The sequence below is a fragment of the Marinobacter panjinensis genome (assembly GCF_005298175.1).
GTDB lineage: Bacteria > Pseudomonadota > Gammaproteobacteria > Pseudomonadales > Oleiphilaceae > Marinobacter > Marinobacter panjinensis.
In genome coordinates this window covers 2,751,662-2,777,944 of sequence record NZ_SZYH01000001.1, presented here as the reverse complement: position 1 = coordinate 2,777,944, position 26,283 = coordinate 2,751,662, and the positions used below count along the sequence as shown (strand labels likewise).

The 26,283-nt window shown below is 56.7% G+C and carries 20 protein-coding genes; 11 read left to right on the top strand and 9 right to left on the bottom strand.

Annotated elements, in window-relative coordinates; translation table 11 throughout:
• Position 1: 1 nt before the first annotated feature.
• Positions 2-1,276, top strand: a complete 1,275-nt coding sequence (locus tag FDP08_RS12725) for a D-amino acid dehydrogenase (protein WP_137436511.1) — start codon at positions 2-4, stop codon at positions 1,274-1,276.
• Between the two features lie 120 nt (positions 1,277-1,396).
• Here the strand turns inward: FDP08_RS12725 and FDP08_RS12720 are convergent, their stop codons facing one another.
• A complete protein-coding gene (locus tag FDP08_RS12720) occupies positions 1,397-2,974 on the bottom strand; it encodes an FAD-binding oxidoreductase (RefSeq protein ID WP_206077290.1) in 1,578 nt (525 codons plus the stop codon).
• Between the two features lie 111 nt (positions 2,975-3,085).
• On the opposite strand from FDP08_RS12720, the gene FDP08_RS12715 reads away from it, so the two are divergent.
• The 4 genes from FDP08_RS12715 (at position 3,086) to FDP08_RS12700 (ending at position 9,779) form a co-directional block, all read left to right on the top strand.
• Positions 3,086-5,455, top strand: a complete 2,370-nt coding sequence (locus FDP08_RS12715; protein ID WP_137436510.1) for a sensor domain-containing phosphodiesterase — start codon at positions 3,086-3,088, stop codon at positions 5,453-5,455.
• Between the two features lie 130 nt (positions 5,456-5,585).
• Complete coding sequence (locus FDP08_RS12710) at positions 5,586-6,308, top strand: Crp/Fnr family transcriptional regulator (protein ID WP_137436509.1); 723 nt, start codon at positions 5,586-5,588, stop codon at positions 6,306-6,308.
• Between the two features lie 337 nt (positions 6,309-6,645).
• Positions 6,646-7,248, top strand: a complete 603-nt coding sequence (locus tag FDP08_RS12705; protein ID WP_137436508.1) for a PAS domain S-box protein — start codon at positions 6,646-6,648, stop codon at positions 7,246-7,248.
• Positions 7,248-9,779 carry a chemotaxis protein CheB gene (locus tag FDP08_RS12700; RefSeq protein ID WP_137436507.1) on the top strand — a complete coding sequence of 844 codons (2,532 nt, stop codon included), beginning with the start codon at positions 7,248-7,250 and terminating at the stop codon, positions 9,777-9,779. Before FDP08_RS12705 ends, FDP08_RS12700 begins: the two co-directional genes overlap by 1 nt.
• Before the next feature lie 28 nt (positions 9,780-9,807).
• On the opposite strand, the gene FDP08_RS12695 is transcribed toward FDP08_RS12700, so the two are convergent.
• Together FDP08_RS12695 and FDP08_RS12690 are read right to left on the bottom strand one after the other, a co-directional pair.
• Complete coding sequence (locus FDP08_RS12695; RefSeq protein ID WP_137436506.1) at positions 9,808-10,248, bottom strand: DUF4864 domain-containing protein; 441 nt, start codon at positions 10,246-10,248, stop codon at positions 9,808-9,810.
• 97 nt (positions 10,249-10,345) lie between these two features.
• Complete coding sequence (locus FDP08_RS12690) at positions 10,346-12,151, bottom strand: ABCB family ABC transporter ATP-binding protein/permease (protein ID WP_137436505.1); 1,806 nt, start codon at positions 12,149-12,151, stop codon at positions 10,346-10,348.
• An 88-nt stretch (positions 12,152-12,239) separates the two neighbouring features.
• Here FDP08_RS12690 and FDP08_RS12685 point away from each other — a divergent pair, with 88 nt between their 5' ends.
• A complete protein-coding gene (locus FDP08_RS12685) occupies positions 12,240-13,985 on the top strand; it encodes an ABC transporter transmembrane domain-containing protein (RefSeq protein ID WP_137437325.1) in 1,746 nt (581 codons plus the stop codon).
• A gap of 80 nt (positions 13,986-14,065) precedes the next feature.
• Complete coding sequence (gene gabT / locus FDP08_RS12680; protein WP_137436504.1) at positions 14,066-15,340, top strand: 4-aminobutyrate--2-oxoglutarate transaminase; 1,275 nt, start codon at positions 14,066-14,068, stop codon at positions 15,338-15,340.
• Here the strand turns inward: gabT and FDP08_RS12675 are convergent.
• Complete coding sequence (locus FDP08_RS12675; RefSeq protein ID WP_137436503.1) at positions 15,337-16,077, bottom strand: ParA family protein; 741 nt, start codon at positions 16,075-16,077, stop codon at positions 15,337-15,339. The genes gabT and FDP08_RS12675 overlap by 4 nt on opposite strands.
• Before the next feature lie 245 nt (positions 16,078-16,322).
• Between FDP08_RS12675 and FDP08_RS12670 the strand changes: the two genes are divergently transcribed.
• On the top strand, positions 16,323-17,090 hold the full coding sequence (locus FDP08_RS12670) for a VC0807 family protein (RefSeq protein WP_137436502.1): 768 nt from the start codon (positions 16,323-16,325) through the stop codon (positions 17,088-17,090).
• Between the two features lie 115 nt (positions 17,091-17,205).
• On the opposite strand, the gene gyrB is transcribed toward FDP08_RS12670, so the two are convergent.
• The 5 genes from gyrB to dnaA all read right to left on the bottom strand — a co-directional run bounded on the left by gyrB (position 17,206) and on the right by dnaA (position 24,841).
• On the bottom strand, positions 17,206-19,620 hold the full coding sequence (gene gyrB / locus FDP08_RS12665; RefSeq protein WP_137436501.1) for a DNA topoisomerase (ATP-hydrolyzing) subunit B: 2,415 nt from the start codon (positions 19,618-19,620) through the stop codon (positions 17,206-17,208).
• A gap of 85 nt (positions 19,621-19,705) precedes the next feature.
• Positions 19,706-20,830, bottom strand: coding sequence for a DNA replication/repair protein RecF (gene recF / locus FDP08_RS12660; RefSeq protein WP_137436500.1), 1,125 nt, complete (start codon positions 20,828-20,830; stop codon positions 19,706-19,708).
• Positions 20,831-20,928: 98 nt separating this feature from the next.
• Positions 20,929-22,200: an ABC1 kinase family protein gene (locus FDP08_RS12655; protein ID WP_137436499.1), complete on the bottom strand. Its 1,272-nt coding sequence runs from the start codon at positions 22,198-22,200 to the stop codon at positions 20,929-20,931.
• 31 nt (positions 22,201-22,231) lie between these two features.
• Positions 22,232-23,335 carry a DNA polymerase III subunit beta gene (dnaN, locus tag FDP08_RS12650; protein ID WP_137436498.1) on the bottom strand — a complete coding sequence of 368 codons (1,104 nt, stop codon included), beginning with the start codon at positions 23,333-23,335 and terminating at the stop codon, positions 22,232-22,234.
• 57 nt (positions 23,336-23,392) lie between these two features.
• Positions 23,393-24,841 (bottom strand): chromosomal replication initiator protein DnaA, encoded by a 1,449-nt coding sequence (gene dnaA, locus FDP08_RS12645; RefSeq protein WP_137436497.1) that lies wholly within the window; start codon positions 24,839-24,841, stop codon positions 23,393-23,395.
• A gap of 642 nt (positions 24,842-25,483) precedes the next feature.
• Here dnaA and rpmH point away from each other — a divergent pair.
• Genes rpmH through yidD form a run of 3 tightly spaced genes read left to right on the top strand, consistent with a single transcriptional unit; the run spans position 25,484 to position 26,283 of the window.
• Positions 25,484-25,618 (top strand): 50S ribosomal protein L34, encoded by a 135-nt coding sequence (gene rpmH, locus FDP08_RS12640; protein ID WP_008172542.1) that lies wholly within the window; start codon positions 25,484-25,486, stop codon positions 25,616-25,618.
• Positions 25,619-25,633: 15 nt separating this feature from the next.
• Complete coding sequence (gene rnpA, locus FDP08_RS12635) at positions 25,634-25,990, top strand: ribonuclease P protein component (RefSeq protein WP_137436496.1); 357 nt, start codon at positions 25,634-25,636, stop codon at positions 25,988-25,990.
• Complete coding sequence (gene yidD, locus FDP08_RS12630; protein ID WP_137436495.1) at positions 25,990-26,283, top strand: membrane protein insertion efficiency factor YidD; 294 nt, start codon at positions 25,990-25,992, stop codon at positions 26,281-26,283. The genes rnpA and yidD overlap by 1 nt, the downstream gene beginning before the upstream one ends.

Below are 26,283 nucleotides of genomic sequence, written 5' to 3'. Positions count from 1 at the left end.
GATGCACATAGCAGTCATTGGCGCAGGTGTTGTGGGTGCCACAACCGCCCAAGCCCTTAGCCTGCGTGGCCATAAAGTCACCGTCATTGAACGCCTGGGTCAAGCGGGACTGGAAACCAGCCGGGCCAACGCCGGACAGCGTAGCTATGGCTCCGTATACCCCTGGGCCTCGCCGGCCATGATTAAGAAGGCACTGCCGTGGCTGATGCAGCGGGATGGCCCGCTGAAGATGCACATACCGCCGTCCCTGGCGACCCTGCGCTTTCTGGTGGCGACCTGGCGCTACGCCATGACTCCAGGCCTCTTCGATGCCAATAAAAGGGCAATGCTCAGACTTGGCGCCTACAGCCGCGAGTGTTTCCAGTCTTTGGAGGAAAACTTGGAGCTGGACTTTGATGGCGACCGCGGCGGTCTGATTGAGCTAGCGAGCAGTGAGGAGAGCTTACAGGGCTTGCAGGCCAAGGCCGCCTTGCTCCATGAGATGGGCATTGCCCATCAACTGCTCGACCCTGAGGAAACCTATGAGTGCGAGCCTGGGCTGGCCCGCAGCGGACCGCTCAAAGGTGCCTTGCAGGTGACCGAAGACGGTACTGGCGATTGCCACCGCTTCACCCAAGGTATCGCGAAAGCCTGCGAAGCCGAGGGCGTTCGCTTTCTTTATGAGACAGAAGTGACTGGTGTTGTCCGTGAACAGGGCCGGCTGTGCGCACTGACTCTTGCCGCCAACGCCAGCGGTGCGCCCAGAGAGTCTTTAGCTGCGGATGCCTTTGTCCTCTGTGCGGGGACCGATTCCAACGAGTTCGCCAGCCACTTTCGCTTACGCGTGCCCAGCTATCCGGTCAAAGGCTATTCGTTGACCGCGCCCCTGATCGACCCTGAACGGGCCCCACGGTCGACCCTTGTCGACGACCTGTACAAGGTCGCCGCCACCCGTTTGGGGACCCGTATGCGGGTGACCGGCTTTGTCGAGCTGGCCGGCTACAACCGGCAGATCCCCGAACGCCGGCTCGCGACTCTGCGCAAGGCCATCGACTCGCGCTTCCCCGGCGCCGCCGACCTGAAATCGGCCGAGGCCTGGACGGGGTTTCGGCCCATGACCCCCGATGGCCCGCCGATAATCGGCGCCGGCCGGGAGCGGAACCTTTACCTCAACACTGGTCATGGCACCTTCGGCTGGACCTTCTCTGCCGCCGCGGCGCAACTGACAGCCCAACTGATCGATGGCGAAAAGACGGCCGTGCCCCTGAAGCCCTTCAGTCCGCAGCGGTTTGATTAGTGCCGATTCGCGCCTGGCCGAGGATTGCGACCGTTTAATCTCCGGACTCCGGCGCGGTAAATCCCCAGGGCCACGTCAACATGGCTTGAAGGCCGGGTTGCCTACCCGGAAGCCTGAGGACTATATCAGCACCCCCGGGTTCAACAGACCATCAGGGTCCAACGTCTGTTTGGCTGAACGCAGCACATCAGCAAACAGCTCCGGCCGCTGGCGATCATAGCCGGGCCGGTGATCACGGCCCACAGCATGGTGATGGGTAATGGTGCCACCCAGGTCGATCAGGGTTTCCATCACCGCCAGCTTGATCTCGTCCCACTGTTTTACCTGGTCACCACGCCGGCCCGGGGCAATCACGGTGTAGTAGGGCGCGGGGCCGTCGGGATAGACGTGGGTGAAACGGCAGGTGACAAACGCCTTGCCGCAAACCTCACGGGTAACCCGGTTCACAGTCTCGCTGACGCCCTGGTGGAAGGCTTCGAACCTGTCCCAGGTAATCGCGGTTTCGAAGGTTTCCGCCACCAGCCCCAGGCGAATCAGTGCATCCCGCATGTAGGGCGCGCGGATAAATTGCTGGCGCCAGTCACCGGCCTGACCTTTATCAGGCGTCTGCTCCCGGCTGGCCTGAACCGATCCGCCAGCGTCGGCGACAATTTCCAGGGCCCGCTCCAACCAAGCATCCACCGGATGGTCAGCAGATTCGAAGCCGATAATAAGTAAGTGCTTACTACCATTACCGATACCGTTGATCAGGGCTTCACGGGCATCGATTAGCCGGCAATTGGTGGGGTAAAGGCCGGACTGGGACAACCGGCGAACCGCTTCCGCGCCCTGGAAAAAGTCTCCGAAATGCACTGTTCGGGTGGCCCTGAACTCCGGCCTGGCCTGCAAGCGCATCCACGCCGATGTCACGAAGCCGAGAATGCCTTCGGAGCCCAGAAACAGTCGGTCCGGCGAAGGGCCGGCGCCCGAGCCCGGCAGTCTCCTGGTTTCCAGCGATCCCCTGGGTGTTACCACACGGGTGGCTTCCACCAGGTCGTCAATGTGGGTATAGAGCGTGGCGAAGTGGCCGCCAGAGCGGGTGGCGATCCAGCCACCCAGGGTCGAGAACTCGAAAGACTGAGGGAAATGCCGCAGGGTAAAACCATGGGGACGCAAACCGTCCTCGAGGGCGGGCCCGTAGATGCCACCCTCTATATGGGCTGCCCGGGACGTCCGGTCCACCTCGAGGATGCGGCTGAAGCTCTCCATGTCGACGGTAATGGTACCCGCCCAGTCACCCTCGTAGCGGGGCTCGGTTCCACCCACCACACTGGAGCCGCCGCCGTAGGGAATTACGGCAGCACCGCAGCGGCTGGCGTAGTCCAGCACGTCCAGCAGTTCCTGTTCGGTGGACGGGCGGGCAATGAGGTCCGGCGCGCAGCGGTAATCCCCCTCCAGGCCCCGCACAATGTCCCGGAAGGATTTGCCGTAGGTGTGGCTGGCCCGATCCCGGCGGTCCGTGGAAATAATGGGCAACAATGATTGCGGAGGCTGCAACCGGGGTTCCGGCATAGCCAGGTCGGCCAACGTCGGTGGGGCCTGGCAGGTCAGTTCCACGCCTCCAAACTGCCTACCGACCAGATGGCGAAGCTGGCCAATCTGCTGGTCATCAAATGCGCTTTCCTCGTTACCCCAACCCCAGAAATTGCGTATTGTCATGGACATTTCCCGTTTATTGTTTTGCATTCAGTCTAGTTCAGGACAATAGTGAGTGATATTCCAAAACACATCCGAACATCAGGTAACGCGGCCTTTTGCGGAGACTGGTTGATGACCTCCTCGAACATTGAAAAACGCAGGCTCGCAGCCCTGAATCGCCTGGGTATTCTTGACACGCCGCCGGAAGAACGTTTCGAGCGGCTGACGCGAATTGCGCGGCAGTACTATCAGGTGAAGATCGCGCTTTTTACGATCGTCGACAATGAGCGCCAGTGGTTCAAATCCCGGCAGGGTCTGGATACCCCGGAAACGCCGCGATCGGTGGCGTTCTGTGACTACGCCATACAACAGGACAAAATCCTGCTGGTAGCAGACGCTGCCGAAGACCCCCGCTTCAGCAAGAATCCACTGGTTACCGGCGAGCCATTCATCCGCTTCTACGCCGGGATGCCCGTGCGCGAGCCCGGCGGTTTCAAAATCGGCACTCTCTGTATCATTGACGACAAGCCCCGGCAGCTCAACGAGGTTGACCTGGATGTGCTGCGAAGCCTTGCCAGCATTGTCGAGGACGAACTGGAGCGAGCCTACCTGGCAACCACCGATCATGACTATGTCCATGTGTCGCACCTCAGCCGGGCCATCCACCGGGCGCAGAACGTTTTTCTGACCAGCGACAATGAGCGGGCGGCGTTCGAACAAATGCTGAGCGACCTGCTGTCCTTGACCGGCAGCCAGTTCGGCTTCATCGGCGAAGTGCTCCGCCATGACAATCAGATCCCCTATCTGAAGATCGGGGCCATTACCAATATCGCCTGGAGCCCGGAAACGCAGGCGCTGTATCAGGAAGTGGAGCGACGAGGGCTGATTTTCGATCGTCTCGACAATATTCTGGGCAAACCCATGGTGACCGGGGAAGTCATCGTCTCCAACGACCTTGAAACCGATCCCCGCCGGGGAGGCTTGCCCAGCGGCCATCCACCCATCACAGCGTATATTGGCATCCCGGTGTTTTCCGGGGACAGACAGATCGGCCTCATTGGTCTTGCCAACCGCCTGGGCGGTTACACCGCCAGGCTCGCCGAAGAGCTTGAACCTCTGCTGCAAACCGTAGGCAACCTGATCGAGCGCAAGCGGCTCTACCAGGAGAAACGCGAACACCAGAAGAGTCTCGAGCAGGCTGCCAACTTTGACGCACTTACCGGGCTGCCAAACCGGCGCAGACTGACAGCCCTGTTTGAGCAGGAGCTGTTTGAGGCCAAACAGCGAGAGGGCCTGGTGTCTGTCTGTTTTATTGATCTCGACGGTTTCAAGGAAATCAACGACCTGCACGGCCACGCCGTGGGTGATGCGGTACTTAAATCCATCGCCCAGAGGCTGTTATCGAGCATTCGCGCCCACGATATCGTTGCCCGTCTGGGAGGTGACGAGTTTGTGGCCATACTTCGGGATGTCGATGATGCGCGGGTTTATGCCCGGCTGCTGGAGGCCATCAGGCGGCCGATCAACTACCGCCATCATATACTGAACCTTTCAGCCAGTATGGGTGTGACCATCTACCCGGATGATGACGCCGACGCCGACCTGCTGATACGCCATGCTGACCAGGCCATGTATGCCGCCAAGGAAGCCGGCAAGAACACTTACACCCTGTTCGATCTGGACTCCCACTTTTCCCGCAAGGAACGGGTAAAAGTCATCGAGCAGATCGGCGATGCCATCAGGCTCGGCCAGCTCGAACTCTACTATCAGCCCAAGGTCAGTTTCACCAGACACTGCCTTGAGGGTTTCGAGGCACTGATACGCTGGAACCACCCTGTGCAAGGGCTGCTGAGTCCTGATTACTTCCTCGAACACATTGAATACACGGAATACGCCCGCAGTGTCGGTAACTTTGTTATTCGCGAAGCTATCACACGCTTACAGGAATTTGCGGACAGCCGGCTTCCGTATACTGTGAGTGTTAACCTCAGCCCCTCCCATTTTCTGGGCCCGGATTTCCGTGATGACCTTGCCAGCGCCCTTGGCGATTGCCCCCACGACATCCGCTCCAACCTGATTCTCGAAATTCTCGAAACCACCGCCCTGGACGATACCCACAGGGTACTGGAGAATCTGCAGGCCTGCCGTGACCTGGGCGTGGACATGTCACTTGATGATTTCGGCACCGGTTACTCCTCGCTGGATCTCTTCCGCCGTCTGCCTGCACAGGAAATCAAGATCGACAGGTCCTTTGTCATGGATATGCTGGATAACAATGATAACTTTATGATTGTCAGCGCCATTGTCAGTTTGTCCCAGAGTTTCCAGCGCCGCCTCGTCGCGGAAGGCATTGAATCCGCTCCGGTGGAAGCTAAATTGATGGAGCTGGGGTGCGAGCTGGGGCAGGGCTTTTTCTACAGCAGGCCGATGCCGCTGGAAAAAGCGCTGGAATGGGCAAGCCACTTTACCTGGAGTACTCGAGCCAACAGTCCCGATTCCTAGGGGACACCGGGCGCTGATGGATGGTTTACCATCAGGAGATGCTGCTCGAATCTGATATTCTTTCAGTCTGGATGTGTGTTTCGTGTTAGCGTGATGTAACTATTCATGATGGCTCCGCCAGGGAGGTGGTATGTCCGAATCATCTGTCTTCCACGAACAGAATCAATTGCTGTCCGCCTTGCCGGACACCGCCAAAAAGCGGATTTTCCCCAAACTCAAACTGGTTGAAATGAAACTGGGTGACGTCATTTACGAATCCGGCCAGGCCATTGAATTTGTCTATTTTCCGACCAACTGCATTATTTCGCTGCTTTACGTCATGATGAACGGCTCGTCCGCCGAAATTTCGGTGGTCGGGAAAGAGGGAATGGCAGGCATTGCCGTATTTATGGGCGGAGACAGTACCCCCAGCCGAACGGTTGTACAAAGCAAGGGCTACGCTTACCGAATGCCCGCTCAGGAACTCAAGAATGAGTTTGACTTCAGCCCCGAGGTACGGGTGCTTACCCTGCGCTACACCCAGTCGCTGATCACCCAGATGTCCCAGACGGCTGTGTGTAATCGTCACCACTCAATTGACCAGCAACTGTGTCGCTGGCTGCTGTTATCCCTGGATCGCCTCCCGGATAACCAGTTGACAATGACCCAGGAACTCATCGCCAACATGCTGGGTGTCCGCCGTGAGGGCGTCACCGAAGCGGCTGGCAAACTGCAGGACCTGGGGATTATCCAATATCGTCGCGGCCATATAAACGTGACTGACCGGCCAGGGCTCGAGGCACTGTCCTGCGAATGTTACGCCGTGGTCAAGCGGGAAACTGACCGCCTGGCTTCAGGCTACTCCAACTACTGAGACGGTCGACAGGCTTCTGGATCAGTTCCTTGATCCGGTACATGGCCAGATGACGGTTTGCCTCTTCCAGTTCGGCATTGGCAATCGCCTCACTGACCATGTTCAGTGGCCCGCCGGATCAAGTGCGTTGTCATAGTTTGATTCCTTGTATTTACACTATTTAGCATTGAGGCCTGACACGACTACAGTCCGTTCGCTAACGCACACAATATGAGCATCTTTGGGTATACACTCGACGCTAGCTATCCCGCTACCTCAAGGTGGCGTAGACTTGATTGACGTACCTCAGGCGCCAGTTTTTGATGCGCATTTTGAGAGGCATCTACAAGGAGGCCAGATGGAAGACACACACAAATACCCGAATGCCGCAAGCCATGATCGGCTGCGACGCAGCGCCAAGGACCTGCTCGACCACGGAGTACCGCCACCCAGCCGAGGCGGCACACTGGGTGTGGATGCACTGAAACTGCTGTACGAGCGTGCCAGCAACCCCGAAGCGGCCGCCGACGCCGTCAAGTTACTCCATGAGCTGCAGACGTATCAGGTGGAGCTTGATCTTCTCTACGAACAGATTGAGGCCAATGAACATGAACTCAGAGAGGAGCGGGGCCATTACCGGTCACTCTATGAACAGGCACCGGCCGCCTATCTGATTCTGGCCAACGACGGTGCCATCATTGAAGTCAACGAGGCTGCCGGCGTGCTTTTCGGCGATTCCACCACGAATCTTGCCGGTATGGCCCTGAGCGCACTTCTGGCACCCGGCCAGGAAGCTGTTGTGAACCCACTGTTCAGGAATCCCTGGGAACAGAGCTCAGCGAATGCAACGGTTGAACTCCCGGACCACAGGCACGTGACAATCAGCGCAAAGCCTGCGGCTGATGGTGACAGCATTCTGATGATCCTGACTGAAGCCACGAATAACTCTGACAGGTTCTGATGCGTATCGTAGGTATCGGCGCCTCCGCTGGTGGCCTGGCGTCATTCGAAGACTTTTTCCGCAATACGCCTTGCGATACCGGCATGGCATTTCTGGTCGTGCAACACCTGGACCCGACCCAGAAAGCACTGCTGCCGGAACTGCTGCAACGCTATACCGAAATGCCGGTGCATGAAGCGCAGCAGAACATGCCCATTCGCGCCGATTCAATTTATGTCATCCCGCCGAATCGGGAACTCCGGGTGCTTGATGAAACCCTGAAGCTGGAGCAGCCAGAGGAATCCCGGGGAATGCGCCTGCCCATCAATGTGCTGTTTTCATCGCTGGCCAGCGCCCACAGCGAGCGGGCCATTGCCGTTGTGCTTTCCGGCATGGGCTCAGACGGCACCCTGGGGCTGCAGGCCATAAAGGCCACCGGCGGGCTGACCGTGGTTGAGAGTCCCGACACGGCCCAGTTCGATGCCATGCCCAAGAGTGCGATAGCCGCGGACTGTGCCGATATTGTGGCACCGGCTGACGAATTACCGGATCGTATCCTGGCGTATGTCCGGCGTGTGCCCGAACCCGGTAAAGGCCCCCATCCTGCTGACCAACGGGGCCTCAGATCTCTGACACAACTGGACCCGATCATCCGCGTGCTGCAAAAGCACACCCGGCATGACTTTTCGCTCTACAAACCCTCGACCCTTCACCGTCGGATCGAGCGCCGCATGGCCATCCATGGGATTGCGGATCTGGCCGATTACAGCCACTTTCTTGCCGATAACAAACAGGAAGTTCAGCTGTTATTCCGGGAACTGTTGATCGGCGTTACCCAGTTTTTCCGGGATCCGGAAACCTGGGACTACCTGATAGAAACCGGCCTGCCAGAACTGATCACTGCGCAACCCCCGGACCAGACGCTGAGAGCCTGGGTGGTGGGCTGCTCAACCGGGGAAGAGGCTTATTCGCTGGCCATGGCGTTCACCGAGGTGCTGGACCGCATTGAACCGAGGCGAACGCAGAACCTGCAGATTTTTGCCTCCGATATCAGTCCTGAAGCCATTGCCCAGGCGCGACAGGGGCAGTATCCACTGAGTATTCAAGACACTGTATCGGAAGACCGACTGACGCGTTTTTTCACCAGGCACAGCAACTATTACCAGATAAGCCCGTCGATACGTGACAAGGTATTGTTTGCCCCGCACGATGTCATCCTTGATCCGCCATTTACCAAGCTGGATATGATTACCTGCCGCAACCTGCTGATTTATTTCGACGCGTCGCTGCAACGGCGGATACTGCCCTTGTTCCACTACAGCCTCCGCCCGAACGGATTGTTGATGCTGGGCAGTTCGGAAACCATCGGCCGGCTGAATCATCTGTTTGCACCGCTGAAGCCTAAAATGCGCCTGTACCGATGCAAACCTTTCAACTCCTTTCGGCACTATAACTTCTTGCTAAAATCGTTCCCACCGATGTCCACCTTTGACAAGGAGCACTCCGTGCGATCCAACCAGGACCTCCCTCAGGAGGCTACCAACAACCTGCAATCCGCCGCGGATCATGTGCTGCTACAGGTCTATGCACCGGCTGCTGTCGTGCTCAACGCAGAAGCGGATATTGTTTATATCAGCGGCCGTACCGGCAAGTATCTGGAACCTGCTGCCGGAAAGGCCAACTGGAACATCCATGCCATGGCCCGGGAAGGTCTGCGCGAACACCTTTATAACGCCCTGCAACAGGCATCGGATCAGGCGGAACCGCTTGAGCTCAGCGGGGTAGTGGTACAGACCGGCTCCGGCACACAGGCCGTTGACGTGACCATTCAGGCCCTCCGTGAACCTGACGCCCTGAAGGGCATGACCATGGTAGTATTCCGCGACGCACCCACACCCCCGCCCTCACGGCGCCGCAAATCTGCCTCGGCCGCCGAATCGGACTACGCTGCGGAAACCCAGCGGTATCAAAAGGAAATTGAAAGTCTGCGGAAGCAGGCAAAACAGACCCGGGAAGAACTGCAGGCGTCCAACGAAGAGCTTCAGTCCACCAACGAAGAGTTGCAGTCTGCCAATGAAGAGCTGACAACGTCCAAGGAAGAAATGCAGTCGATGAACGAAGAACTGCAAACCATTAATACAGAACTGCAAACCAAGCTGGACGACCTCGCGCTTGCACAAAGCGATATGCAGAACGTGCTCAACAGCATCGAAATTGCGGTTCTGTTCCTGGATCAGGACCTGAACGTACGGCGCTATACCGAGCGGACTGCAGCCATCGTCAACCTGCGCGAAAGCGACATAGGCCGCCCGATCGGCGACCTGACCACCAGTCTCCGGTATCCGGACCTGCGGGAAGACGCCCGGCAGACCCTGGATACCCTGGCGGTCAGCGAAAAGCAGATTACCACCAACGACGACCGCTGGTTTTCGGTCAGGATCATACCCTACCGCAGGGTGGACAATATGATTGATGGCGTGGTCATCACCCTGGTGGATATTACCGAAACCAAGAACCTGGAATCGTCGTTACGGAAACAACCCCAGGCCTGACCATGCGGACTCCGCTGGCCAGACTGACTCAGATACTGAGTTCTGCGGGTTCCAGGCGAACACCTGCAATCTTCCAGGCGCCCTCCGTCATCACCATGCGGTAGTACGCATCCCAGCGTTTACCCTCAGGCCCCTGCAATTTCACCACCTGAATTTCAAAGCTGCCGTGAGGTACACGCTTGGTAAATTCTATCGCGGTAGCGCTGTGCACGGCGGGATAGGCTTCCCGGACCATGTCAATAAACACCTGGGAAGATTTGAAGCGGCGCTTGATCCCCTCGGAAGCATGGGCCCAGGCCTGTTCCTGATCGTTGTTGGCGAAGGCTTCGATCTGGCGGAGTATGGTGTCCTGAATCTCCTCATCGGTATCACCGGCCAGGGGCTGCGATGACCAAAGTATCACCAGAGCCAGGCTGGCCAGCAGCATGGCGGTGACTCTCTTGCTGATGCCCAAGCGGTTATTGCCCATGGCAGCACCCCCTTATTGATCATATTTTAGACAATACGGACGTCTGGGCATAGCAGATTCTTTCTGGAGCTCCGGTACATCAGGGTTGAGTCAGCGGTCAGGCTTCATGGTCATCGTCGCCGCTTCGATGTTGCTGCGCCCATAGATGGGCGTAGTGGCCATTGCGGGCAAGCAGGTCGTTGTGGTGCCCACTTTCAACAATGCGGCCACCGTCCATCACCAGAATGGTGTCGGCATCACGGGTGGTGGACAAACGGTGGGCAATCACCAGCGACGTGCGCTGACGGCTGACTTCCTTCAACGCTCCCAGGATGGCCTGCTCAGACAGCGAGTCCAGCGACGACGTGGCCTCGTCCAGAATCAGCACCGGCGGGTTCTTGAGGATCACCCGGGCAATCGCTACCCGTTGTTTCTCACCGCCGGAAAGTTTCAGCCCACGCTCACCGACCTGGGTTTGATAGCCATCCGGCAGGCTGTCGATAAAGCCGTCCAGATGCGCCATGCGAGCGGCCCGGTAAACGTCTTCTTCACTGGCCTCGGGCCGGCCATAGGCCAGGTTGCGGTATAGGGTATCGTTGAACAGTACCGTGTCCTGGGGCACCACGCCTATGGCGGCGCGCAGGCTATCCTGAGTAACGCTGCGAATATCCTGGCCATCGATGGAGATACTGCCCTGATCGACATCGTAGAATCGGAACAACAGGCGGGCGAGCGTGGACTTGCCCGCGCCACTGGCACCCACCACCGCTACCGTGTGCCCGGCCGGGATCGAAAAACTCACATCCTGGAGGATCTGACGATCCTGTCGATAGGCAAAGTGCACATGGTCAAAACGAACCTCGCCTTTATCCACCACCAGGGCTCTGGCGTCGGGCGCATCCTCAATCACCGGTTCGTCACCCAGCAGTCCGAACAGCCGCTCCACGTTCACCAGCGCCTGACGGATCTCCCGATACACAAAGCCCAGCGCGTTCAGGGGGATAAAGAGCTGCAACAGGTAGGCGTTGATCATGGTGAAATCACCCAGGGTAATCTCACCACTGGCCACTTCCCGAACTGCCATGGCCATGATGACAATCATCGCCAGGCCAATGATAAAGGCCTGGCCCGCGTTCAGGGCCGCCAGGGACAACCGGTTTTTCAAGCGGGCCTGCTCCCAGTCGTGCAGATCCTCGTCGTACAGCCTGGCTTCGAACTTCTCGTTGTTGAAGTACTTGACCGTCTCGTAGTTGAGCAGGCTGTCTATCGCCCGGGAGTTGGACTGGTTATCGCGGGCATTGGCCTCACGGACATACTTGGTACGCCATTCGGTGACTTTGATGGAAAACACCACATACACCACCACGGCCACCAGGATCGCCAGTACATAACCGACGTTGAACACCACAAACAGGATGCCGGCGACCAGCAGGATTTCCAGCAGCGTGGGCACGATGTTGAAGAGGGTAAAACGCAGCAGGAAGCTGATGCCATTGGTGCCCCGCTCAATATCCCGGGCCAGGCCACCGGTTTTCCGGTCCAGATGAAACGCCAGTTCCCGGTTATGCAGGTGTTCGAAAACCCGCAGGGACACTCGCCGCATGGCACGTTCCGCCACTCGCGCGAACACCGCATCCCGCAGTTCACTGAAGAGGGTGCTGCCAAAACGGAGCAGGCCGTAGGCCACCACCAGTAAAACCGGAATCCACAGCAGTATCTCGCCACCTTTATTCTGGTCCAGGTAGTCGACGATGTATTTCAGGGCAACCGGTGTGGCGACCGTCGCCAGCTTGGAAATTATCAGAAACCCCAAAGCCAGCAGCACACGGCCACGGAATTCCGCCAGATAAGGCCAGAGGCCAGAAATGACTTTCCAGTCCGGTTTATGGTCTGCGGGGTAGTCGTTATCGGCGTAGGCGCGCAATTGGTTTTCCTGTCAGAATTGGGAGTTGTCGAAGTTTACAGTACTGCCAAACTGGAGGCACATCATCAACACCCGTCATCGCAAGGCCCTGAAACTGGTCGTCAATTTCATCAGTCCCTACCGCAGGGCCGTTGCAGGTGCCCTCATAGCCCTGGTAATTACGGCTGGAATCACGCTTGGCCTTGGCCAGGGGCTGCGGATTCTTGTGGACCAGGGCCTTGCCACGCAGTCTCCAGCCATGTTGTCCAGAGCTGTAGGGCTATTTTTTGTACTGGTGATCGGGCTGGCAATCGGGTCCTTCGCTCGATTCTACCTCGTGTCCTGGATCGGCGAACGGGTAGTGGCCGATATTCGCAAGCAGGTGTTCAATCACCTGATTGACCTTCACCCAGGCTTCTATGAGAAAAACCGCAGCCTGGAGATTCAGTCTCGGTTTACGGCCGATACCACCGTGCTGCAGTCCGTGATCGGCTCCACGGTATCCATTGCCTTGCGCAACACGCTGATGCTGGTAGGTGGGCTGATTCTGCTGTTTGTCACCAATGCCAAGCTGGCCAGCATTATCATCCTGGGCTTTCCGCTGGTGATCATTCCGATCCTGGTCTACGGGCGTCGTGTCAGGCAGCTTTCCAGGCTGAGCCAGGACCGGGTTGCGGAAGTGGGCAGTTACGTGGGTGAAAACCTTACCCAGATCAAGACGGTGCAGGCGTTCAATCATCAACCCCATGACCGCCGGTTCTTTGCCCGTGTGGCGGAGAATGCCTTCGACATTGCACGGGTGCGGATTCGCCAGCGGGCCTGGTTGACAACTATTGCCATTACCCTGGTGATGGGCGCCATCGGGGTGGTGATCTGGATTGGCGGGCTGGATGTGATTTCCGGGCGTACCAGCCCCGGGGAACTGGCGGCGTTTGTGTTCTACAGCCTGCTGGTGGGGCTGGCGGCAGGAGCGATCAGCGAGGTGATTGGCGAGTTGCAGCGAGCGGCCGGGGCGGCGGCGCGGATCTTTGAACTGTTACAGACGCCCAGTGAGATCCCCATGCAAATCACCGCATCCCGGGCGTTGCCCGAAAAGATTCGTGGCGACATCGAATTCAACAATCTGAGTTTTTCCTATCCCTCCCGGCCCGATATCCAGGTTCTGAAGGATCTCTCGCTCAGCATCCGCGCCGGGGAAACCGTTGCGCTGGTCGGTCCGTCAGGGGCGGGCAAGTCGACGCTGTTTGACCTGTTGTTGCGGTTCTACGATCCCGACACGGGGCAGATCCTGATCGACGATACCGACAGCCGCCAGGTAGCGCTTGATGACCTGCGACGATGCTTTGCCCTGGTGCCCCAGAACCCGGCACTGTTCCACGGCACCATTGCCGACAACATTCGCTACGCCCGCCCCGATGCCAGCGACGATGCCATGGTGGAAGCCGCCCGTATTGCCCATGCCGATGAATTCATTCGCAAACTCCCCCAAGGATACGAAACAGCCCTGGGAGACACCGGGCTGGGGCTCTCCGGCGGGCAGAAACAGCGGCTTGCGATTGCCAGGGCATTGCTCGCGGATGCGCCTATACTATTATTGGATGAGGCCACCAGCGCACTGGATGCTGAAAGCGAACACCTGATTCAGCAGGCAATGCCGGGGTTGATGTCTGACCGCACAACACTGGTCATTGCGCACCGGCTGGCGACCGTGAGACACGCCGATCGTATCATTGTCCTGGAAGCCGGCATTCTTCAGGATATCGGCAAACACGACGACCTGGTGGCACGCAATCCCCTGTATCGGCGCCTGGCGGAACTTCAGTTCCGGGAAGACATGGGGAGCTGGAGTACGTAGAAACATCAGGGTCGGGTTTTCAAACCGGGCCATCATTTCGTGTATGCTGACAGAACTAAACCGAATTCGAGGAGAGCAAAGTGACGAACAAAGAATTGCAGGCACTCAAAGAACGTTATGTCGCGGCCGGTGCTGCCAGCCCCAATGAGCAGTTTGCCGACCATGCGACCAATGCCGAGCTCTGGGATGCTGATGGCAAGCGGATGATCGACTTCGCTGGCGGCATTGGTGTATTGAATATCGGCCATCGTCACCCCAAAGTGGTTGAGGCAGTGAAAGGGCAGCTGGACAAGCTGATGCACACCTGCCAGACCGTGATGCCCTATGAGGGCTATGTCAGGCTCGCTGAGAAGCTGAGCGGCATTGCGCCGGTCCGTGGCCACGCCAAGGTCATGCTGGCCAACAGTGGCGCCGAGGCGCTCGAGAACGCCGTAAAAATCGCCCGTGCCGCTACGGGTCGCAGTAACGTGATCTGTTTCGATGGCGGTTACCACGGCCGCACCCTCTACACCATGGCCATGAACGGCAAGGCAGCGCCCTATCAGACAGATTTCGGCCCGATGCCGGGTACCGTCTTCCGCGCGCCTTACCCGGTGCCGTACCACGGTGTCAGTGAAGACGAAGCGCTTCGCGGCCTCAAGATGACCATGAAAGCGGATTCTCCGGGCAAGGACACGGCTGCGATCATTATTGAGCCGGTGCTGGGCGAGGGCGGTTTCTACGCCGCACCGCCAAGCTTCCTGAAGGCCATTCGCGAGATCTGCGACGAGCACGGCATCCTGATGATTGTTGACGAAGTCCAGAGTGGCTTCGGACGCACGGGCAAGATGTTTGCCATTGAACACAGCGGTATTGAGCCGGACATGATGACCATGGCCAAGAGCATGGCCGACGGCATGCCGATCTCCGCCATTGTGGGCACCGACAAGCACATGGACGCCTCTGGCCCGAACTCCCTCGGTGGCACTTACACCGGCAGCCCCACTGCCTGTGCAGCCGCCCTGGCCGTACTTGACGTGTTCAAGGAAGAGGACATCCTGGGCAAGAGCCAGCGCCTGGGTGACACGCTGCGCAAGCGTTTTGACCAGTGGCAGGAGCAGTTCCCGCATGTGGACAACGTCCGCAACCTCGGTCCCATGGCCGCTATTGAGCTGGTGACAGACAAGACCAGCAAGGAACCAAGAGCGGACTTCGCGGCAGCGGTGACCAAGAAAGCCAAGGAAAATGGCCTGATCCTGCTCAGTTGCGGAATGTACGGTAATACCATCCGCTTCCTGATGCCGGTAACCATCGAGGACAACATTCTCGAGGAAGGCCTGGGGATCGTTGAGCAGGCGTTGAAAGAAATAGGCTAAAGTAGCTTACGGATTTCCTTCCAAAGCCGACGATAGGCGTCAGCGGCAGCCGAGGACCGGTCCATCAGTTCAACCGGCTGGCCGCTTTCGCCCATTTTCTCCACCACACTGGCATTGGGAATGAGGGTATTCATCCCGCCTTCAAGATGCTTTTTGCGATTGATGACCATTTCCCGGTGCAGGTTCTTGCGCCGGTCCACCATGGAGAAGAACGGATGCAAACGGCCGGGTTTGAGTTTCTTGTCCTTCGCGAAGGCCTGAAGCTGGTGCCAGCTGTTCAGCGCAAGCCAGGTGGGCACTACCGGTACAAATACGCCGTCCGCGGTCTTCAACACCTGCTCGGATAACCGCGACATGGAGGGTGGACAGTCCAGCACCACCAGGCTGGTTTCCTCCGACAGCGGTGCCAGCCAGTTCTTCAGGGTATTGTTGGTGTCATCCTTGTCCAGACGGACATCCAGGTTGCGGAAACTGTTGTGGGCGGGAATAAAGTCCAGGTCAGGATAGGCACTCTCGCGAATGAACTTGCCAATCGGGGTTTTGCCGTCCATCAGTGCGGCCAGTTTCCGGCCCTTGATCTCGTTGCTACCGGCCAGGTACCAGCTTGCGGCACCCTGGGGGTCCAGGTCCCACAACAGAGTGGGGATACCGGCCTGACTGGCCAGGTAAGCAATGTTTACAGCCGCCGCGGTTTTACCGACGCCGCCTTTCAAGCTGTAAAATGCAATGATCTTCATGCTCCCTCCTTAAGTCTGTCCCTGAAGCCCGACGGGGCAACGGCTGTCAGCTTAACCGATCCCGTCAGAAAGCGTGTTGCAGTTACATGACACACCACCATGCGCCACATAAACGTTGCAACTCCTCCCCCTGGCTGGTTCGACTGGCCTTCGGTTAGTGGCGGTTTCATCGTATACTGCCTGAACACTTTTTCGGTATGCTGGATTCTTACCGGCATCACTCTCCCGAACCATCAGGCTGATCTATGAACTCCCCGGCAAACCCGTCAAAACCGACACACAAACCCAGGCCCTGGGTAGACCTGCTTGTCAGTATCATCATTCCCTCTGTCATTCTTATGAAGTTGAGCGGTGATGAATACCTGGGAAGTGTCATGGCACTGGTGATCGGGCTTGCGTTTCCGCTGGGCTGGGGCCTGTTCGAGCTGGTGCGCTACCGCAAGTACAACTTTATCGCGGTGCTGGGCGTTATCAGTGTTGGCCTCACCGGCGGTATCGGGCTGATGGAACTGGATGCCGGCTGGCTGGCTATCAAGGAAGCCGCTGTTCCTGCGGTGATCGGTATTGCGGTACTCGTCTCCACCCGCACCAAATACCCGCTGGTGAAAACACTGCTGTACAACCCCACCGTACTGGACGTCGAAAAGATTCAGGCAGTGCTGAAGGAGAGGGGAAGCGAGGCCGAGTTCGAAGCACGGTTGCTCAAGGCCAGCTACTTCTTCAGCCTGACGTTTCTGTTTTCGTCGATCATGAACTTCGTACTGGCCAAGTGGATAGTGACCAGCCCCTCCGGCACTCAGGCCTTCAACGAAGAACTGGGGCGTATGACGCTGGTGAGTTATCCGATGATTGCCATTCCGTCGATGATTATGATGATCGCCATTTTCTATTATCTGTGGCGCTCCATTCGCCGGCTCACCGGCTATACCCTTGAAGAAGTCATGGCGCCGCATCTAGCGGCTCAGCATGACAGCAAATCCTCGGATTCTGCATCCGGTCGTCAAGATCCATAACAATTAGCGCACGATCTACAACTTATTGATTTCAATAAAAAAGGCGGCCAACTGGCCGCCTTTTTTGTAACCCTGACCAAAGCTCAGGGTACCTTGATATCCTGGCTTTGTAGCATCAGATATCCAGGTTGGTCACTTCCAGTGCGTTGTTCTGGATGAACAACCGTCGCGGCTCCACATCGTCGCCCATAAGGGTTGTGAAAATCTGGTCTGCGGCAATGGCATCCTCGATGGTTACCTTCATCATGCGACGTGTTTCCGGGTCCATGGTGGTCTCCCACAACTGCTCCGGGTTCATCTCGCCCAATCCCTTGTAGCGCTGGATGTTCAGGCCGCGCTGGGCTTCCTTCATCAACCACTCCAGGGCACCGGCGAAGGACAATACCGCCTGTTTGCGCTCGCCACGCTGGATATAGGCACCTTCTTCGATCAGGCCATCAAGCGTTTCGCCCATCCGCGCGATGGCGCCATAGGAGGAAGACTCGAAGAAGTCATGGCTGAAGACGTGGTTATGGGGAATACCATGCACATAGATAACCACTTTCGGCAGGTAGAGATTCCGTTCGGGATCCTTTTCCACCGAGAAGGTGTACTTGGTACCCGTGCGGGTATCCAGCTGCAGGCCATCTCCCAGGCGGCCGACCCAGCGGGCAACCGCTTCTTCGCTCTTCAGGTCTTCCGGCTTCAGGGTGACGTTATCCAGCATCTGCTGAAGCACTTTGGCAGGATACGCCCGGGACAGGCGATCAATCATCGCCATCACGGCCTGGTAATCCTTGACCATGGTTTCCAGTGCGGAATCCTTTAGCGCCGGTGCTTCCGGGTTCACATAAAGCTGGGCGCCTTCCAGTGCTGTCTGGGTCAGGTAGGCTTCCTTGGCCTTTTCATCCTTCAGATACTGTTCCTGCTTGCCCCGCTTGACCTTGTAAAGCGGCGGCATGGCAATAAATACGTGGCCACGCTCGATGATTTCCCGCATCTGGCGAAACAGGAAGGTGAGCAGCAGCGTACGGATGTGAGAGCCATCCACGTCCGCATCGGTCATGATAATCAGGGAGTGATAGCGAAGTTTCTCCGGGTTGAACTCTTCCCGGCCGATACCACAGCCCAGCGCGGTGATCAGTGTACCCACCTCCACGGATGACAGCATCTTGTCAAAGCGTGCTTTCTCGACGTTCAGGATTTTGCCTTTGAGCGGCAGGATAGCCTGGGTTTTGCGGTCACGACCCTGCTTGGCACTGCCGCCGGCAGAGTCACCCTCCACAATGAACAGTTCGGAGAGAGCCGGGTCTTTTTCCTGACAGTCTGCCAGCTTGCCAGGCAGCCCAGCGATGTCCAGGGCGCCCTTGCGACGGGTCATGTCCCGTGCCTTGCGCGCGGCTTCACGAGCACGGGCAGCGTCGATCATCTTGTTGACGATCAGCCTGGCTTCGTTAGGCTGCTCCTGCAGATATTCTGCAAACGACTGGTATAGCTCCTGCTCGACTGCCGTTTTGACCTCGGAAGAGACCAGTTTGTCCTTGGTCTGCGAGGAGAACTTGGGGTCCGGCACCTTTACGCTGATAATCGCGGTCAGGCCTTCCCGGGCATCGTCACCGGAGGTGCTGACCTTGGCCTTCTTGCCCAGGCCTTCATGCTCGATGTAATTATTCAGCGAACGGGTCAGGGCAGCACGGAAGCCCGCCAGGTGAGTACCACCGTCCCGTTGGGGGATATTGTTGGTGAACGTGTAGATGTTCTCCTGGAAGGCGTCGTTCCACTGCATGGCAACTTCAACAACGATGCCGTCTTCGCGCTCCTTGATAAAATGGAACACCCGGTTGATTGGCGTCTTGTTTGAGTTCAGGTGCTCAACAAACGCCCGCAGGCCACCCTCATATTCGAACACTTCCTCTTTACCGGAACGTTCATCCTGCAGGCGGATACGCACGCCACTGTTCAGAAACGCCAATTCCCGCAAACGTTTGGCCAGGATATCCCAATGAAATTCGATGCTGGTGAAGGTTTCAGGCGAGGGAATGAAGTGAACCTTGGTGCCACTGGCATCAGTATCACCCACCACACCCAGAGGCGCCTTCGGAACGCCGCCGTTGTAGACCTGCTCATACACCTTGCCGTCACGACGGATGGTGAGGGTAAGCGAAGAGGACAGGGCGTTTACCACGGAGACACCAACACCGTGCAGGCCGCCGGAGACCTTATAGCTGTTGTCGTCGAACTTACCGCCGGCATGGAGAACGGTCATGATTACTTCCGCTGCCGACACTCCCTCTTCCTCGTGAAGGTCAACAGGAATACCACGGCCGTTATCCTTCACCGTGACTGACTCGTCCGGATGAATGATCACTCCGATTTCAGAACAGTGCCCGGCCAGCGCTTCGTCAATGGAGTTATCCACCAACTCAAAGACCATGTGGTGCAGTCCGGTACCGTCATCGGTATCACCAATGTACATGCCGGGCCGTTTCCGCACCGCGTCCAGTCCTTTCAATACCTTGATACTGGAGGAATTGTAAATCGATTCGCTCATTAGGGCACTCCTGAAGGGTGATTTCCCGGGCTGAAGCCATTGCCTCTGATTCAGAGGCATGAAGATGGATCATCCGGGCCTTATTCTATTCTTCCGTCAATTTTCCATGTTCCACGTGGAACAATCGGTATTCCGGCATGGTGTTCTGCCATAGCTCTTCAGGTCGGGGCGGCTCTATCGATGTCAGAAAAACCTGACATCGTAATTCGTAGAGCTTCTGGGCAAGCATGGCCCGGTGCCCCACATCCAGTTCTGCATTGATGTCGTCCAGCAGAAATGTGACCTGTTTACCGAGATTGCTCAGTACCATGCCCTGAGCAATCTTCATCAATATGACCAGAGTCTTTTGTTGACCCCTGGAGAAGGTTTCTGACACCGGGCGACCCTGGAATCGCAACCGTATATCGGCACGATTGGGACCATACAACGTATGACCCATTTTCCGTTCCTGTTCGCGATGGGCCTTTAACACATCAAACAGGGATTTCGATGAATCCCAGCCCGCATAAAAGTCGAGCTTAAGCCCATCTACCCACGGCGCGTCTATCTCGCCGAGCAAGCTATCAAAGGCCGTTGTGAACAGACGAAAGGTTTCTTTCCGTGCTTTTGTCAGACGCTCTGCCAACTCCGTGTACTGTGAGTCCCAGACCTTCATCAGAGCATCGTCTATTCTACCAGTTCTGAGGATTTGATTCCGCTGTGATGTGACTCTTTGACACTGTTGCCAGACCGACGCAAAGGAATGTTCCACGTGGAACACCGCCCAATCAAGAAACTGTCGTCGTTTGCCGGGCCCACCTGCCACAATATCGAATACACCTGGATCGATCACCGACACCGGAAGGTGCAATGCCAGCGATGAAAGATTCCTCACCGCCTCACCATCCACACGAAGCGTTGTCTCCTTTGCCAACACATCCCGGGAGATGCCTACGCGATGGCTGAGCTCGCCGGGCACCGAGCGACCGCCGTCCGCCATTCCCATATCCAGGCCACCGAAAACCGTGAGCTTCTGCTGACCATGACTGACCACCGCCTGGTGCCGGCCCACACGAAATGATCGCCCAAGACCAAGATAACCAATGGCCTCCAGCACACTGGTTTTTCCACTGCCGTTTTCACCGTACAGAAGATTGATCGAAGGAGAGAAGCTGACCGGTGCGGGAGAGAGGTTGCGGAAATGTTCCGTTTGCAGTTTAACGAGCGCCATAAGTCACGATAAGTTATCAGCCTGGAGACGGAACAAAAAAGGCAGCGTGCCATTCGGCGACGCTGCCCCAGTGTACAAAACCTTGTTGATGAACGCGATTAATGCAACATCGTCAGCCGCTCGTCCATGAAGACGTCCATTTCCGGCGCCAGTATGTGAACGTAACGGTCGAAGTACAGGAACTGTTTAAGCAGCAAGGCGAATTCCCGTGGGAAATGCAGCCCGTGACCCTCGCCGATCCGCACCATATCCATCAGGATATTGTTGACGTCGTCTTCGGCCTGATCAGGCTGATACGGCACTTCGTCCGGCACCATCGTGTCCATTTGCTGGTAGAGGCGACGAAGGTCGTTAGCCAATTCACTGGCCTGAACCTTCTGATGAGTAATACCGATACGGATCATGGCGTCTGCCATGCCATCAAAGTTTCCGACCATCACAGATGAAATAAAATCGCTGACGGCCTGCCAGGTATCCGGACGGATCCGGCCAACAATGCCGAAGTCGATAAAGCCGACTCTGCCATCCTTCAATACCATCAGGTTGCCGGCATGGACATCGGCGTGAAAAAACTCACATTGGGTCAGGCTTGAGAACCAGGTATTCATGGCGGTGATCAGAGTTCGCTCCGGATCCCGCGCGTAACCCCGGATACTTTCCAGGTCGGTCAGCGGAACACCATGGAACCGCTCCATGGTGAGGATCCGTCGGGTGCTACAGCTTTCATACACCACCGGAACAGTGGCGTCCTCGTTGTGGGTGTTGAGCAGGAATTCCCGGAACACCTTGAGATTATTGGCTTCCTTGATGAAGTCACACTCTTCCATCATGGTGCGCTGGATTTCCTCGACGATGCCGGACAACGACGTCCAGGACAGTTTGGGAGCCAGCGTTTCCAGAATCCTCGCGGACAGGTACAGGAAATTCAGATCCGTGAGCAGAATATTTTCCACACCGGGTTTCTGTACCTTGATCACCACGTCTTCGCCGGTAACCAGCTTTGCAGCGTGAACCTGCGCGATGGAAGCCGAGGCCAGCGCCACCGGATCAATATCGGAATACACCTCTTCAAGGGGACGCCCGAGTTCATCCCGGATGATCTTCCTGATCACGCTGAACGGCAGATTAGGCGTGCGGTCCAGGCAATGCTGGAATTCCTCAACGTATTCCTTGGGAAAGAAGGTGGGTGAACTGGCAATGAACTGACCCAGTTTGATATAGGTCGCTCCCAGAGATTCAAACGTCTGCCTGAGTAACCGCGGAGCAGGCGGACGGTCGCCACGAACCCAATTCGCACCGGCTCGCCCGAGTACGGACATAGTCTGACCGATTCGAAAGGCACCCTTGAGACTGTTCGTCACCGTTCCCATGTTTTCTTCCTTATTCCGTAAACATTGTCTGCTAGAGCCGCATCGGCATCACAACGTAAAGGCAGCGGTTGTCATTCTGCGCTTCTATCAACGCGCTGCTGTTGGGGTTTGCCAGGGTAATCTTCACCTGGTCTTCCTCCAGCGCGTTCATAACATCCACCAGGTAGCCTACATTAAATCCGATCTGCAGTGATTCGCCCTGATACTCCACCGGCAATGCATCTTCGGCCTGTTCCTGATCCGGGTTGTTGGCGAACACCTGCAACTCATTGGGCGCAAGGTTCAGCCGCACACCGCGGATATTTTCATGGGAAAGAATCCCGGCGCGCTGCAGGGTATTCTTGAGCGTGGCCCGATCCGCCAATACGACCTTGTCGCCACCACGGGGAATGACCCGGTTGTAGTCGGGAAATTTGCCCTCGATCAGCTTGGAGGTAAACGTGTAGGAGCCGACCGTCGCTCGCAGATGGTTATCCCCGATCACCAGGGTAACCGGCGTTTCCACATCGTCCAGCAGTCGGGAGAGCTCCAGCACACCCTTACGGGGCACGATCACCTGCCTGGGCTCGGGGCACCCGGTGGGCAGATCGAAATGCGCCATGGCAAGGCGATGGCCATCTGTCGCCACCGTGCGGACATGATCCTTGTCCACTTCCAGCAACAGGCCGTTGAGATAGTAACGGACATCCTGTTGCGCCATGGCAAAGGCCGTAGCATCGAACATTCGGCTGAGTTCCTTCTGGGGGAGCTCAAGCCGGAAGCTTTCCGCTTCGTCCTCGACATTGGGAAAATGCTCTGCAGGCAGCGTCGACAGGGTGAAGTGGCTGGCGCCACATCGCAGGTGCAACCGATCGCCTTCCAGAGCCAGTTCGATGGGAGACTCCTCGCCCAGCGCTCGGCAGATATCGGACAACTTCCGCGCCGGAACAGTTATACGCCCCGGCTGGTCCACATGCACCGGGGACACACGTCCCACCAGTTCCACTTCCATATTGGTTCCGGTAAGGGTCAGGGAATTGTCTTCCGCCACCAGCAACACGTTGGACAGTACCGGCATTGTCTGTTTTCGTTCCACCACACCAGCTATGGACTGCAGCGGGGTAAGCAGGGATTCTCGGCTGATCGTCAGTTTCATGGCACTCAGCATTCTTTTATTGGAAGGTGAATGTTTATTGGTTGTTCACAGAACCGGTCAGGTTGTAAGCAACCGCATAAAGTTCTGATAATCCTCGCGGATACCGGGATCTGTCTCCTGGAGTTCCACAATCTTCTTGCAAGCGTGCAGCACCGTGGTGTGATCACGGCCACCAAACGCATCACCTATTTCCGGCAGGCTGTGATTGGTGAGCTCTTTGGAAAGAGACATGGCAACCTGCCGTGGGCGGGTGATCGTACGAGTGCGTCGTTTCGACAACAGATCGGACACCTTGATCTTGTAGTACTCTGCCACCGTGCGTTGAATATTATCGATACTCACCTGTTTTTCGTGCAGCGCCAGCAAGTCCTTGAGGCTCTCACGAATAAACGGTGGAGTAATTTCCGAACCGGTGAAGTGAGCATTCGCTATCACCAGACGTAGCGCCCCTTCTAGCTCCCGGACATTTGACCGGATCTTCTGGGCAATAAAAAAGGCCGCTTCGCTACTGAGTTTCACGTTTACCTGCTCAGCCTTTTTCATCAGTATCGCAACCCGGGTTTCCAGTTCCGGCGGCTCGACCATTACCGTGAGGCCCCAGCCAAATCGGGACTTGAGCCGCTCTTCCATATCCACAATTTCTTTCGGAAAACGGTCACAGGTAACGATGACTTGCTGCCCGCCTTCAAGCAACGCATTGAAGGTATGGAAAAATTCTTCCTGGGAACGTTCCTTGCGGGCAAAAAACTGGATGTCATCAATCAGCAGGGCATCCACAGACCGGTAATACCGCTTGAACTCATTGATCGCGTTAAGCTGCAGCGCCTTGACCATATCCGCCACAAACCGCTCCGAACGCAGATACGCTACCTTTGCCCTGGGATTGCGACGCACGATATCGTTGCCAATGGCATGCATCAGGTGGGTTTTACCGAGGCCCACGCCACCATAGAGAAACAACGGGTTATAGGCGCCACCGGGATTTTCCGCAACCTGCATGGATGCCGCCCTGGCAAGCTGGTTGGATTTGCCCTCCACGAAGGTATCAAAGGTAAAGCCTTCATTGAGAAAGCTCTGGTGCTTGATATCCCCTTCCACCTGCACCGAGCGGCGATTATCCCCGCTTTTTAGCTTTGCAGACCGTGGGTTTGCCGTGGCCGCAATGCCCCTTTCCTCTTCCGTCACCGTACTGGAGCCTTCCTGTTCGGACGCCGCCCCGCTAGCCGCTGTTTCCGAACGAACCACCAGGTCCGCCATTTTAGGTGCCGAACCCACTTTCATATTCACCAACGGGGCCTGGCCTCCGTGAAGATCTTTCAATACTTCTTCAATTCGTCTGAGGTATTTCTCGTTAACCCAGTCCATCACAAAGCGGTTTGGCGCAAACAGCATCAACTGGCCCTCGCGGTGATCAGACTGCAAGGGCCTGAGCCAGGTGTTGAATTGCTGAGCGGGAAACTCGTCCCGGAGTACTTCCAGACACTGATGCCAGATATTATTCGGCACGACAGCATTGCCTCCGATGCCTCAGAAATTACTCGTAACGGATCTCCAGGACCCGATGAGAGAGATGACCGAAGATTCTAACCTGAGCCCCCCTCAAGTGAAAGGGTCAAAACAATTTAATAAACAGCCTGTGGAAATTTAAATTGTTTATTTTCAATTTTTTACAGACTTACCTACAGGCTTGTGTACAGAAAACAATGCACCGAAAGTTACCCACAGCCCCCTGTTCGCAAACCGGCCCCAACCCTGTGCACAACCCCCAATCAGACAGTGGATAACTCACCCGCATGACAGGCACCGATCTTACCCACATTTCCTGCCACGCTTATCCACAGGGTTCAGTGGTACTTGTCAACCGTCTTGTGAATCGCCCAATTGACTATTACCGCTAACATTTCCGGCCTTGTCCACAGAAAACAGCTTGTGTAATAACAGTAATAATAATCCTTAAAGAGATTAAAAAAGACCTACTGAATCTATTACACGACCGCCCCGCTCGACCCCAATCCGGATAAGCGAATGGCGCATTCGATAAGCATTGAATTCCTCTCCCACATTGCATAGAATGCCGCTCCTGTTTTGGCTGATCATTTTCCAGTCAATCATTGAATTTCCAATACCCCGTAATGTGAGATCGACACCATGAAAAGAACGTTTCAACCAAGCGTACTGAAGCGTAAGCGCGTTCACGGTTTCCGTGCCCGCATGGCGACTGCCAACGGCCGCAAGGTTATCTCCCGTCGCCGTGCAAAGGGCCGTGCCCGTCTGTCTGCGTAAGACATTGACCGCCTGATGAAGGCTTTGACCTTTCCAAAATCGTCCCGGCTGCTCAAACCAGGTGATTACGGCAAAGTCTTCGATGACGTTCAAATCAGGGTTCCGCATCGGAATTTTCTGATCCTGGCGACACCCAATACTCTGGGACACGCCAGGATCGGCCTGGTGTTTTCAAAGAAGAATCTTAAACTCGCTGTGCAGCGCAATCGCGTTAAGCGCCGGGTTCGGGAAACCTTCAGGCACCAGACTGACTACCCTGCGATGGACATCGTAGTACTGGGGCGGCGAGGGCTGGCAGAGCTGGATAACGCAACGCTCAATGCTATCCTGACGGAGCTCTGGTCGCGTCTCAGAAGAAAAGGAACGGGTTAATGCGCAAACTGTTGCTCCTGCCCATCCGAGTCTACCAGTACGCAATCAGCCCGATGATGGCCAGCCACTGCCGTCACTATCCAACCTGTTCGCAATATGCTGTCGAAGCCATAACCGCCCATGGCGCTGTTAAAGGCCTTTTTCTTTCCGTGAAACGCCTTCTGAGGTGTCATCCGTGGGCAAAAGGCGGGTATGATCCCGTTCCGGGCACTGAAGTCTGCAGCGAGGTAATGCCTACCACCTGCTGCGGGCCGGCCAGCCAAACCCATAACACTAACCAGACCAAACAGTAA

Coding starts and splice junctions, on each gene's coding strand:
- FDP08_RS12725 (WP_137436511.1), top strand. CDS start 2: ATGCACATAGCAGTCATTGGCGCAGGTGTTGTGGGTGCCACAACCGCC.
- FDP08_RS12720 (WP_206077290.1), bottom strand. CDS start 2,974: ATGACAATACGCAATTTCTGGGGTTGGGGTAACGAGGAAAGCGCATTT.
- FDP08_RS12715 (WP_137436510.1), top strand. CDS start 3,086: ATGACCTCCTCGAACATTGAAAAACGCAGGCTCGCAGCCCTGAATCGC.
- FDP08_RS12710 (WP_137436509.1), top strand. CDS start 5,586: ATGTCCGAATCATCTGTCTTCCACGAACAGAATCAATTGCTGTCCGCC.
- FDP08_RS12705 (WP_137436508.1), top strand. CDS start 6,646: ATGGAAGACACACACAAATACCCGAATGCCGCAAGCCATGATCGGCTG.
- FDP08_RS12700 (WP_137436507.1), top strand. CDS start 7,248: ATGCGTATCGTAGGTATCGGCGCCTCCGCTGGTGGCCTGGCGTCATTC.
- FDP08_RS12695 (WP_137436506.1), bottom strand. CDS start 10,248: ATGGGCAATAACCGCTTGGGCATCAGCAAGAGAGTCACCGCCATGCTG.
- FDP08_RS12675 (WP_137436503.1), bottom strand. CDS start 16,077: ATGAAGATCATTGCATTTTACAGCTTGAAAGGCGGCGTCGGTAAAACC.
- FDP08_RS12670 (WP_137436502.1), top strand. CDS start 16,323: ATGAACTCCCCGGCAAACCCGTCAAAACCGACACACAAACCCAGGCCC.
- gyrB (WP_137436501.1), bottom strand. CDS start 19,620: ATGAGCGAATCGATTTACAATTCCTCCAGTATCAAGGTATTGAAAGGA.
- recF (WP_137436500.1), bottom strand. CDS start 20,830: ATGGCGCTCGTTAAACTGCAAACGGAACATTTCCGCAACCTCTCTCCC.
- FDP08_RS12655 (WP_137436499.1), bottom strand. CDS start 22,200: ATGGGAACGGTGACGAACAGTCTCAAGGGTGCCTTTCGAATCGGTCAG.
- dnaN (WP_137436498.1), bottom strand. CDS start 23,335: ATGAAACTGACGATCAGCCGAGAATCCCTGCTTACCCCGCTGCAGTCC.
- rpmH (WP_008172542.1), top strand. CDS start 25,484: ATGAAAAGAACGTTTCAACCAAGCGTACTGAAGCGTAAGCGCGTTCAC.
- rnpA (WP_137436496.1), top strand. CDS start 25,634: ATGAAGGCTTTGACCTTTCCAAAATCGTCCCGGCTGCTCAAACCAGGT.
- yidD (WP_137436495.1), top strand. CDS start 25,990: ATGCGCAAACTGTTGCTCCTGCCCATCCGAGTCTACCAGTACGCAATC.